The 11,247-nt window shown below is 41.3% G+C and carries 11 protein-coding genes, 1 tRNA gene and 1 pseudogene; 10 read left to right on the forward strand and 3 right to left on the reverse strand.

Annotated features, from left to right (window positions below; all coding sequences use genetic code 11):
• The first annotated feature begins 197 nt into the window (after nucleotides 1–197).
• The 3 genes from GQR53_RS19310 to rimI all read left to right on the forward strand — a co-directional run bounded on the left by GQR53_RS19310 (nucleotide 198) and on the right by rimI (nucleotide 1,098).
• A tRNA-Trp gene (locus GQR53_RS19310) sits at nucleotides 198–274 on the forward strand.
• A gap of 64 nt (nucleotides 275–338) precedes the next feature.
• The gene (locus GQR53_RS19315) at nucleotides 339–644 is read left to right on the forward strand and encodes a hypothetical protein (protein ID WP_024606421.1); all 306 of its coding nucleotides are present in this window, start codon (nucleotides 339–341) and stop codon (nucleotides 642–644) included.
• A complete protein-coding gene (gene rimI / locus GQR53_RS19320) occupies nucleotides 631–1,098 on the forward strand; it encodes a ribosomal protein S18-alanine N-acetyltransferase (RefSeq protein WP_024606420.1) in 468 nt (155 codons plus the stop codon). Before GQR53_RS19315 ends, rimI begins: the two co-directional genes overlap by 14 nt.
• A gap of 73 nt (nucleotides 1,099–1,171) precedes the next feature.
• Here the strand turns inward: rimI and GQR53_RS19325 are convergent, their stop codons facing one another.
• Nucleotides 1,172–3,838 carry an ATP-binding protein gene (locus tag GQR53_RS19325; protein WP_024606419.1) on the reverse strand — a complete coding sequence of 889 codons (2,667 nt, stop codon included), beginning with the start codon at nucleotides 3,836–3,838 and terminating at the stop codon, nucleotides 1,172–1,174.
• 243 nt (nucleotides 3,839–4,081) lie between these two features.
• Here GQR53_RS19325 and GQR53_RS19330 point away from each other — a divergent pair, with 243 nt between their 5' ends.
• From GQR53_RS19330 to GQR53_RS22805, 4 genes are all read left to right on the forward strand, one after another.
• Nucleotides 4,082–4,285: a multidrug transporter gene (locus GQR53_RS19330; protein WP_241764548.1), complete on the forward strand. Its 204-nt coding sequence runs from the start codon at nucleotides 4,082–4,084 to the stop codon at nucleotides 4,283–4,285.
• Between the two features lie 1,151 nt (nucleotides 4,286–5,436).
• The gene (locus tag GQR53_RS19335; protein ID WP_024606417.1) at nucleotides 5,437–5,757 is read left to right on the forward strand and encodes a helix-turn-helix transcriptional regulator; all 321 of its coding nucleotides are present in this window, start codon (nucleotides 5,437–5,439) and stop codon (nucleotides 5,755–5,757) included.
• A complete protein-coding gene (locus GQR53_RS19340; RefSeq protein WP_024606416.1) occupies nucleotides 5,750–6,964 on the forward strand; it encodes a HipA domain-containing protein in 1,215 nt (404 codons plus the stop codon). The genes GQR53_RS19335 and GQR53_RS19340 overlap by 8 nt, the downstream gene beginning before the upstream one ends.
• Before the next feature lie 216 nt (nucleotides 6,965–7,180).
• Nucleotides 7,181–7,375, forward strand: coding sequence for a DNA-binding protein (locus GQR53_RS22805; RefSeq protein WP_000127614.1), 195 nt, complete (start codon nucleotides 7,181–7,183; stop codon nucleotides 7,373–7,375).
• A gap of 16 nt (nucleotides 7,376–7,391) precedes the next feature.
• Here GQR53_RS22805 and GQR53_RS19350 read toward each other — a convergent pair.
• A pseudogene (locus GQR53_RS19350) lies at nucleotides 7,392–7,736 on the reverse strand (integrase); the annotation flags it as partial.
• A gap of 183 nt (nucleotides 7,737–7,919) precedes the next feature.
• On the reverse strand, nucleotides 7,920–8,813 hold the full coding sequence (locus tag GQR53_RS19355; protein ID WP_024606414.1) for a LysR family transcriptional regulator: 894 nt from the start codon (nucleotides 8,811–8,813) through the stop codon (nucleotides 7,920–7,922).
• Between the two features lie 159 nt (nucleotides 8,814–8,972).
• On the opposite strand from GQR53_RS19355, the gene GQR53_RS19360 reads away from it, so the two are divergent.
• From GQR53_RS19360 to GQR53_RS19370, 3 genes are all read left to right on the forward strand, one after another.
• Complete coding sequence (locus GQR53_RS19360) at nucleotides 8,973–9,731, forward strand: SDR family oxidoreductase (RefSeq protein WP_165744967.1); 759 nt, start codon at nucleotides 8,973–8,975, stop codon at nucleotides 9,729–9,731.
• Between the two features lie 74 nt (nucleotides 9,732–9,805).
• Nucleotides 9,806–10,813 (forward strand): zinc-dependent alcohol dehydrogenase family protein, encoded by a 1,008-nt coding sequence (locus GQR53_RS19365; protein ID WP_024606412.1) that lies wholly within the window; start codon nucleotides 9,806–9,808, stop codon nucleotides 10,811–10,813.
• A 22-nt stretch (nucleotides 10,814–10,835) separates the two neighbouring features.
• Nucleotides 10,836–11,247: alcohol dehydrogenase catalytic domain-containing protein (locus tag GQR53_RS19370; protein ID WP_165744968.1), on the forward strand; the 412-nt coding region annotated here is incomplete at its 3' end.

An 11,247-nucleotide genomic window follows, 5' to 3' on the forward strand; every position in this document is an offset into this window, starting at 1 on the left:
CTAAAAAAGATCCTTAGAAAATAATTTGTCTTGGTGAATAGTTACATTTTAGTTTTAATTAACTAATTTTAAGTGATTAAAAAACGGCGGATTAGCATGCTAATTCGTCGTTTTGTTTATTTAAAAAGCAGTTAAACTAAAAGAGTGATTTTTCTCTTTACCTTTGGCGAAACTTCTCTATAATTCGTCGTCATTGCAGGGGCGTAGTTCCAATTGGTAGAACAGCGGTCTCCAAAACCGATGGTTGGGAGTTCGAATCTCTCCGCCCCTGCCATTTCTTCTTTACATCGTTTTTATTACTTCTTATATTGTTCAAATGTCTAATCTACTGAGTTGTTATGCATCCACGTTACGCAGCTATTTTTGATATAGAAAATCTTGAACTAAATCAACATTATTGTCCTCAAGCAAATGGTCAAGCTAATACTTTATCGCAAAGCACGATAGCTAGTCCTTTAACGCTCAATGAGCAACTACTTGCAGACATTAAACTCAGTGCAGAGCCTATTATTATAAATAGCGTTGTACAGGGCAGTGAGATGCAATTAAACGACAATAAGCTTACATTGCCAACCCCACAGCTCAACGCCTCTGAGAAGCGTGCTTTATGGGCTTTAATGAGTGAACACCTTGATAAACTTTAAATCAGTAGATGAAACTGCAATACCTCAATTAATGGCCATCGAAACAGCGTGTCATAGTCATCCGTGGACTTTAAATACAATGGGTTCATGTATAGGCGGGCGCTATTTTAATGTTGCCGCATTTAATGAGGCGAGCATGATTGGTTTTTATATTGGTGAAAAAGCAGGGCCTGATTTTACACTTATGGATATTTGTGTAACACCAAGTCACCAGGGGAAGGGAATTGCAAGGCAGTTGTTAGCTCAGTTTATTGAATATGGTGAACAGCAAAATGCTGAAAACCTCTTTTTAGAAGTACGTGAATCTAATACGCGGGCTATTGCGCTATACGAGAACGCTGGCTTTACAGAGATGTCAGTGCGTAAAAACTACTATCCAAGTGATAATCCGGCCAAAAATGGCTTTGAAGACGCTATTTTAATGGGCATGGCATTAGGTTTAAACTTTTCATAATTAAAGTCGGTGGTTAGCGTTTTAAGCATAGAGCACTAACACACCGAACTTGTACTATTTTGTAAGTTTTCTTTTAGGTTACTTTGCCACTAATTGCTTGCTCAATGGCTGCTATTAATTTATTTACTAGCTCGTCTCTTGGCACTTTATTGTTACTTTTTAAATTTTCTTCAAGTGCCGCAGCGCTGTGATAAATTTCATCAAAATTAAAGCATCCAGAACTACCTTTAATACTGTGCGCTATACTTCTTAATGCTTCCCAGTCATTACAATGTTGCAGAGTTTTAACTTCTTCTAAATAAATAGGTAAGTTGGCTAAATAGTTATCAGTAATTTGCTGAAACTTTTCGCTTTTTAATAAGCTGTCCCACTTATTTTGATTATCCTTTTCAAGATGTAGGTAGCTTACGAGTACATTTTCCAGAGCATCTTTATCAATGGGCTTAGCGAGTGCTTTGTTGCAACCAGCTTCTAGGTAAGTACCTATATCGTGGTTCATAACATTAGCAGTAAGGGCAATAATGGGGCCATCGTATGCTGCATGACGAAGCATTTTAGTCGCTTCTAATCCGCCCATTACAGGCATTTGCATATCCATTATAATAAGCTGGTAGTCATTAACGAGTGCCATTTCTACAGCTTGTGCGCCATTACTAGCAATATCGGGTTCAAGGCCCCAAGTTTGAAGTAATAATTTAATTAATAGTTGGTTATCAGGGTTATCCTCAGCGACTAAAATATTAGCCTCAAAGTTATTGGTCGCAAACGATAAGAGAGGGTCTTTCTCTGGTATTAACTGGCTTTCTTGCGTTAAAAACTCAAGCATTGGTTGATCATCAGATAACTGACACGACACCCTAATTGTAAAGCGGCTACCTACACCCACTTCACTTTCAAGGTTTACATCGCCACCAAGTAACAGTGCTAAGTTTTTAGAAATACACAACCCAAGACCTGTACCACCAAAACGACGTGTAGTTGTGGCATCGGCCTGTTCAAACGGCTTAAATACACGTTCTATTTGATGCTCAGACATACCAATACCAGTATCTTTAATTACAAACTCTAGCTTTTGACTTGCTTGTAAATAATGCACACAAATAGACACGCTGCCATTTTCGGTAAATTTAACAGCGTTATTAGCAATGTTTATAAGTATTTGTTTTAAGCGGGTCACATCACTATAAATGGTGCGGGGTAGCGGCAGTTGATAGTCGATATTAAGGGTTAATTGTTTTTCTTGTGCCAGTGGTTGAATAATTGATTCAATGTCGTGCACAAGCTGCACTACGTTTAACGCTGACAAATCAACAGCCAGCTTTTCAGCTTCAATTTTAGATAAATCGAGTATGTTATTTATTAACTCTAGTAAGTGTTTGGAATTACGTAAAATAGTGCTTAGGTGTTGTTTGTCATTCGCTACTTTATCGTTATGTAGTAACTGCTCTGTAAAGCCCATAATGGCCGTGAGCGGCGTGCGTATTTCGTGACTCATGTTGGCTAAAAAACGACTCTTAAGTTGATTAGCTTGCTCAGCTTGGCCAATAGCTAACTCAAGTTGGCTGTTCATAGCTTCAAGTGCTTGGGTACGACTTTCCACTTTATCTTCAAGGTGGTGTTTGTATTCTTCAAGCTGTTGTTGGTAGTGCCTTATTTGATTAACCATGTGGTTAAAGTCGTTAAATAAAACACCTACCTCATCATTTGTATGAGCTGGTAAGTGCACCGACAAATCGCCATCACCAACACGATGACTCGCAGCCCCGAGTAACTCAATTGGGTTAAGTAATAAATTGCGGACCACTACAAAAATTAATATTGGCAGGGTGATCACCGAAATAATAACAATTAAGCCTGTTATTAAACTTATGGCTTTACCTGATTGATAAAGCACCCCTTTGGGAATGGTTGATACGTAATAATATCCGCCGGGCATTTGCACTGCAAAAATCATTCGCTCTATTTTGTCTATGCTTGAGAGTTCAATAGTTGAAAGCATGCCGATATCAGCGAGGTCGTGCACTTGATTAAGTTCATATTCGCTTATGTATTGGCCGCGCATGTTGTAGTCGGAGCTAAATAAAATTTTCCCGTCTTTGGTCAACATTAAATTAAGTGTGTTGTTATATGGCGCTTCTAAAATACTGGAGTTGAGTATTGAAGGCTCTATATGTATTACAATAAAACCAAGCTGCTGTGGACGTTTCAAGTAGTAATCAACGCTGTCAATTCGTTGAATGAAATATAAGCTCGTGGTGCCATCGTCCTTTTGAATCATAAATTGCTGTGTACTTAAATTACTTTGCAATACTCGATTAAAAAATGGATAGCTTTTAGGCGCTGTTGTTAGGTTATTAGAGTAATAGGCATCACTTTTCCCACTTGCTGAAACTAAATTAATGCTAATTATATCTGGATAAGCTTCGCTGTAACTGGCAAATACATCCATAAGCGCGCCAAGTTTTCGGGTGTAATTACCGTTGGCGCTAATATCGTTTGCTAAAAAGTCACTAAGTACTGGCGAATTTGAAAGTAGTTTTGCAGTAGAGTGAAAAGAGTCGATATAGTTGAATATTTTTTGCTGTTGTTGCTCAACAAAACGGCTCATTATTAAATCAGCTTGTTTTTGTGTTGAATTAGTGACATTGGTGAGCGTAAAGCCACCTAAAAATAGCAGTGGCAGAATAACAAGAGGTGTTATATACCATAATAATCTTATACTTAACTTACTGGTTTTCATGACCAAACGACTTATCCTCCATGCAATCTGCCAATAATATGCGTTACGACCTGATTACACAAGCTTATAGCGGTCTTGGTGGCTAAATTACAATCATTAGTTGCATGATCTTTAGCTCTTTTTTTTATGTTTAAGTTATTTAAATTTAACAAATCACACTGAATAATATCAATTCAGTGTTTAAAAACTTACATAGTTTTACATCTTTTAAAGTCAATAACTAAAGTTGATGTATTGCCAGGCGTGACATTAAAAGGACACGTTGACAGTCTAAGTCCAGCAAGTGGTGTAAGTTACTCCACTATTGGTGCGCATAATGCAACAGGCAACTTTACTAAAATAGCGCAGCGCCTACCGGTAAAGATTAGTTTAGATGCTAAGCAGCCTTTATTTAGTCAACTACGTGTTGGAATATCGGTTGTACCTACTATTGATGTTGTTAAGTAACTACTCATTTTTATTTAAACGATCTACGACTAAATTGTAGGTCGTTTAAATATCGCTTGCTGTACACATTTATTTTAAAGCTAAGATATTTTTAAGTAGATAGCACACTTTTATACCGACTCCTGTTACAATTGCCATTATTAAAAAATCAACTATTGACGCTTTATTATCAGCTGTTTGCAACGTGAAAATCAGCGAGAATAGTAGTTAATTACGATCAACATAACGGGTTTACTCGCAGACGCTTATTAAAATGCATTCAACCCCGCATATAAACTAAAAGAATTTATCAATGGCAGACCAGACTATTATCAATGAAATCAGCAAGCGAAGGACCTTTGCTATCATCTCGCATCCTGATGCCGCCCAGCCTTTCAACGCATAAAACCACCTTTCATTGCACACCACAATCACATCTCTACGTACTGAATTTAAAGGCTTTTTGTCTTTTTCTCGTTTCTTTGCTTTTCAATGATGTTCAAGCGTAACCTCGGAAAGTGTGTACAAACTTGAGTACAAATTCCGTTTTAGAGGTCTTTGGCGAAAACTCCATGACACAAACCTGGCTGTAGGCCTTGTCTTTACTGGGTTTGACGTAAAAAGTACTACCGTTAAAGAGAGTCTCTTTTTTTGGTAAATGTTTTCTTCTGTGCCAAATTACAAAATTTAATTAAGGGATTTATTGTTGGTGTAATTTTTGCTCTAGTGTTTGTTTTTGAAGATGCTTGAAGCGAACCAATACGGTTATTTCTAATTGAGATATCAGACTTACCTTCAAATTTAGTTGCTGTTTACACCATCATTTTGCACTTGTTTTTCGGCCTGTGTGTACAAAATTTCCTGTAACTGTGTACAAACTTCCTTTTTGTTGCACTTATCCTTCGGTTATTTGACGCGAGTTCTTCTGTAGACCTTGCTGTATATGAGCTGAGCGACAAAAGTACTTAGGGGATTTGATGCGCTTGTTCGCGATTATCAGCTGGAGTATCGCTCTTTTGTTGATGATAAAAATCTTTGCCTTGATTATATGTAATTGTGTATCAGTCCATGGCTATTGATATGCAATAGCTAATCAACTTTGTGTTTTTTGAGTTGGTATGATATAGTTTGGTATATAATATTTCTTCAGTGATGTATTAAGGTGTATCGAAATGAGCTATGTAACAGAGCAGATACTAGAAGGCCTTCGAGAAGCTCGGGTACGTAAAGGTTTTAGTCAAAGAGAGCTGAGCGCGCGTTCGGGTGTGCCGCAAAGCCATATTTCGAAAATCGAGTCTGGCGGTGTTGATTTAAGAATATCCAGTTTGATAGCTCTTGCCCGCGTACTTGACCTAGAGCTATTTGTTGCGCCTAAAAAATCTGTACCTGCCATCAAGTCGATCATTCAAAGTGGCCAAGGTATTAACGGCATCAGCGATGAGAGTGAGCCAATGTCGCCCGCATATCAGTTAGAGGAAGGCGACGATGACTAACCATGTCTCTACGCTCAACGTTTTGCTTTACGGTGAACCCATTGCAACGATCACCAACGTGGGCAATGACAGAACGCTTTTTGCCTTTATGGATTCGTACATTCATGACGAATCGCGTCCTGTATTAGGACTTGGATTTAAAGATTCGCTAGGAGGCTTGCTGACTAGCTTCAAACCGACCCAAACTAAGTTAACCCCGTTTTTCTCTAACCTTTTGCCAGAAGAAACCATGCGAAATTACCTAGCAGAGCGTGCCGGTGTTAATTCAGCGCGGGAGTTTTTTTTATTGTGGGTACTGGGACAGGATTTGGCAGGCGCAATCACGGTTGAGCCAGCAGATGGTGAAGCCTTACCACCTAGTGTGCATCAAGACATAGAAGATGAAACGAAAACAGATGGGCCAATGCGTTTTTCATTAGCGGGGGTGCAATTGAAGTTTTCAGCTGTGCGGCAGGCAAATGGCGGTTTGACTATCCCAGCAACCGGTCAAGGTGGCTCTTGGATTGTAAAATTACCGTCGTCTCGGTTTGAAGCTGTGCCAGAAAATGAATATTCGATGATGGAACTGGCTCGAATGTTGGGAATGGACGTGCCAGAAACGCAGCTACTCCCTATTAATCGGATTGCTAATATCCCCAATGGCATTGGCAAATTTGGTGACAGTGCGTTTGTGATTAAGCGTTTTGACCGTGCAGATGGTCAAGCTGTTCACATTGAAGACTTTGCGCAAGTGTTTGGTGTTTATCCTCAAGATAAATACAAAAAAGCCAGTATGCGCAATATTGCTCATGTTATCGGTATTGAAGGGCAAGACGAAGACATTGCTGAATTTACTCGCCGATTGGTGTTCAATACTCTAATTGGTAATGCTGATATGCATTTGAAGAATTGGTCTGTGATCTACAAAGATAAGCGCACAGCGTCTATTGCGCCTGCTTATGACTTCGTTTCAACCATTCCCTATATCCCAGATGATAGTGCATCGCTTAAGGTGAGCCGTAGCAAGAGATTCAGCGATTTCACGCTGGATGAGCTGTCACACTTAGCGGCTAAAGCCATGTTGCCAGAAAAATTGGTGTTAGATACTGCAAAGCAAACTGTAGCAGGCTTCCATGAGGTATGGGCGAAAGAAAAAGCGCATTTACCCCTCACTAAGTCAGTGATTGAAGCCATCGAAATGCACTTACGAAGTATACCGCTACGCTGAATTCCTAGTAGCTAGAGCGTGCATATCGATAAAGATGGTTTAACTTAATGCGATTTTACGGCGCTTTTCGCCGTAAACTGGAAATTTGGTAAATTGCACAATGATACCGGTGTCTTGATAAGGCTGATCTTCTGAACAAATCATGCATCTTTCTGACCATCAACAAGTGATGAATCAGGCGATGATAGCTTTACATTGATTTTCAGGAGAATGCAGATGACAGCAGTAGCGCACCAGGTAACCCCTTTTCTAACATCTTACGAAGTGATGGCTCGTTACCACATTAGCTATACAACGCTCTGGCGAAGAATAAAAGATGGCAGCTTGCCGCAACCTCGTATCAACCGAAATACACGAAACAAGCTGTGGCACATTGAAGACCTAGAAGAGTATGAGAAGAAAGAGGATTGAGCCTCTTTCTTTTATTTTATTGTCCGAAACGCCAGTTGAATGGAAAGCCTGTCGGCTCGATGATGGTTTCTAGTTGTTGATACCAAACGTCGTAAGCATGACGCATTTCATCCAGGTACTGATATTGGTTGTAGATAGCATCCAACCCTTTTTTGCTGTGGCCAATCATCAACTCGGCAACTTCTTGCGTCGTGATGGCTAACATTCGCGTTCGCATCGTTCTGCGAAGATCATGCATAGACCAGTGTTCCATCTCAATACCAAGCGACCTGCGAGCCCAGATTTTCACATTGTTAGGAATAGTGGTATCAAAGCCATTTGTGGCAAGCTCTTCTTGTCCGTTCGCGAAAAACAAGTAAGTTCAGGGCTTGGCAGGCGCATTTGATGTGAATCCTGTTCCGACGATTCAGAACATGGCAGCATGTTAGTAGCAAAATGCACTTTGTTATGATTCCTGGTGACTCAATGAAGACATTGGTTACGGTTTTTGCAGTAAAGTGAGCTAATGTAGTATTCGCACTTTATGAATATTACTTATGTGCCATTAGCGGCCACTCAATCTTGACACCAAGTGATCAAAAACCAATCGAATACGTTGTGGTACTGGACCACGTTGAGGGCGATAAATATATAAATCCCAAGGCACAGGCTCGACTTCTTCTAACACTCTCACAAGTTTCTCTTGGCGTAATAAGTCTTGGACCAAAAAGTCAGGAATTTGAGCAAACCCCAGTCCATTTTGTATAGCCATTAATTCAGCTTCGGTGTCGGCACTTCGAAAACGTGTTATGGATGGGGTCCACTGTCTGTCCATGGAAAAAATCCATGGCCAAAGCTTTCCCGTATTGCGATCTACTAACCCTGTAGCCGGCAAGTGGTTTAGATCTTCAATAGACGCAGGCTTTCCCACTCTATTTATTAACTCAGGCGAAGCCACGACATACATATTAATTTTGGTGAGCTGGCGGGCAATAAATCGACTATCTCTCATAAAGCCGATACGAATCCCAATATCTATTTTTTCGTCAACTACATCAACGCGTTCGTCACTAAGTGTCAGGTCTATATCCAGTTGAGTATGTATTGTTGAGAGTTCCAGTAATACTGGCATTAAGCATTTATGACCAAAACCAACAGGCGCTGCGATACGAACCCGCCCTTGTAATTCATTACCCGAGTTAGGGGCGCTTGTTTGAAACAATTCATCTACAGCGCGCAGGCGTTCTTTTGCTATCAAAGCAAATTTTTCTCCAACTAGAGTCACTTGTATGTGTCGAGTATTTCGATGAAATAAAAGCTCCCCTTGCAATTGCTCTAACGCCTTCACTGCTCGTGTCACTGCCTGAGGAGAAATTCCCAGACGGTTAGCCGCTTCTTTAAAGCTGCGAGACTCAGCAGCAGTACAAAATATCCGGAGCATTTCTAATCTGTTAAGCATCACAGTCACATTCAGTTTTGATATGAATACATTAATACTATTCCATTTTTAGGAATTGTGAAATTAAAACTTTTCCATTTATTAATTTCTGAAGGTAAGTGATAATTTGTTTGTTATTTAGACAGAGCCATTCATTCAACCGATTTGAGGATATTAACTATGAGCAGTGTTTTAGCAAACAACATCAGCAGTAAAGTCGTTGTTATCACCGGTGGTAGCAGCGGTTTAGGCGAAACAACAGCAAGATATCTGGCCAGTCTTGGTGCGTCAGTAGTGTTAGGTGCCCGCCGTATCGACAAGCTTGAAGCTATTGCTGCTGACATTCGCTCAGCAGGCGGAAAAGTTGCGGTTCAAGCGACAGATGTGACTTGCCAGGACGAAGTCAAGGCCCTTGTAAATCTTGCACAAGAGCGCTTCGGTAAAGTTGATGTGGTTATCAATAATGCAGGGTTAATGGCTATTGCACCGTTAGCTGAGACTCGAGTTGACGAATGGGATCGCATGATTGACATCAACGTTAAAGGTCTGCTGTATGGAGTAGCCGCAGCGCTTCCGATCTTTCAGGCTCAGGGAACAGGCCACTTTATCAATATTTCTTCCGTAGCGGGTATCAAAGTATTCAGTCCCGGCGGCACGGTTTATAGCGGAACGAAATTCGCTGTTCGCGCTATTGCCGAAGGCTTACGCCATGAAGTTGGGGGTAAAATTCGTTCAACAATCATTTCACCAGGTGCAATCGAATCTGATTTAAAACATGGAAGTTCAGATACTCAGGGTGCAGCCTTTGTAAAAGATTTTTATCAGCAAAATGAAATTCCATCTGAATCTGTTGCTCGTGCTATCGCATACGCAATTGAGCAGCCTGCGGATGTGGATATCAACGAGATTGTTCTGCGCCCAACTGTTCAAGAGTTTTAATTCGTTTAATAAAAGACCTATTAACCAGCGGGTGATTTAACCACCCGCTGAATATTCAGTTTGTGAGGTTATTGATGACAGCGTTAAACAGACAAATGCGTGCTTTGATATTAGATAGCTACGAAGAGGGTACAGTATTCCGGGATGCCCTGATTAACTTACCCTCTCCATCAGCAGGTCAGGTGCAAGTAAAAATATTTGCAAGTGGAGTCAATCCTATTGATTACAAGATCCGCCAAGGTATCGCTCCTTATGCCATGCCGGAATTACCCGCAGTACTTGGCACCGATTTAGCTGGAGAAATTGTTGCTATCGGCGATGGCGTCACCGACTTTGCAGTAGGCGATGCAGTTTATGGTCTGACTGGCGGAGTGCGAGGATTGCAAGGCTCATTGGCTGAATATGCCAACGTAGATGCTGAGTTACTTGCTCTCAAACCGAAAAATTTGTCCATGCGTGAAGCTGCGGCTTTACCTCTGGTTACACTTACCGCTTGGGAAGGTTTGGTTGACAAGGCGAATGTTAAAGCGGGCCAGAAAGTCCTTATCCAAGGTGGAGCTGGCGGAGTTGGGCATGTAGCTGTGCAAATTGCTAAGGCTTTAGGTGCCGACGTTTATGCCACTGCATCGACTGGAAAACAAGAACTGGTCAAGGCGCTTGGTGCCACGCCGATTGATTATCACACTGTAAGCCCTGCTGACTACGTGGACGCATACACCCAAGGCAAAGGATTCGATATCATTTACGACACTGTCGGTGGCTCTGTACTCGATGCCTCATTAGGTATCATTGCACATTATGGACATATTTTAAGTTGTGCTGCATTCAGCTCACATAACCTGGCACCGTCGTCATTACGCTCTGCAACATTGTCAGCGATTTTTGTGTTACACCCACAGCTCAGCGGAGAGGGGCGCAAACATCATGGTGACATTCTGCGGCAAATTACGGCTCTAGTTGAAGCTGGACAAATTAAGCCAATACTCGATCCGTTACGCTTCTCCCTTGACACGGCAATGGATGCACATAATGCTGTAGAGTTGGGGTCCATGGGTAAAGTAGTTATTGATGTAATTGCTTAAAAAGTCATTGTTGAGGATGCATATGAGCCCAAGAAAACTAATTCGAACTGTTCGTTTCCATGAACTAGGTGGCCCCGAGGTATTAACTATTGACTCGCTGGCGAGTCCAAGTTTGCAGGCTACTGATGTACGCATTGCGGTCAAAGTTGTTGGGCTCAATCGTGCTGATGCCATGTTTAGGCGAGGCAGCTATATAGAAAAGGCTGACTTCCCTTCGCGAATCGGCTATGAAGCATCCGGGATAGTCATTGAAGTCGGGGAAGAGGTAAATCATTTACGCCTTGGGGACGAGGTTTGTATTGTCCCTCAGATGGGGCTTTCTCAGAACGGCTGCTACGCAGAAGAGATTGTCGTACCAAGTGAATATGTGGCACTCAAACCAGCAGGGCTGAGGGATCCCCACTTTATCCAGCGGCCTCTTTTTCGTAATTCAA

This window comes from Pseudoalteromonas sp. Z9A6 (assembly GCF_011378805.1).
GTDB lineage: Bacteria > Pseudomonadota > Gammaproteobacteria > Enterobacterales > Alteromonadaceae > Pseudoalteromonas > Pseudoalteromonas distincta.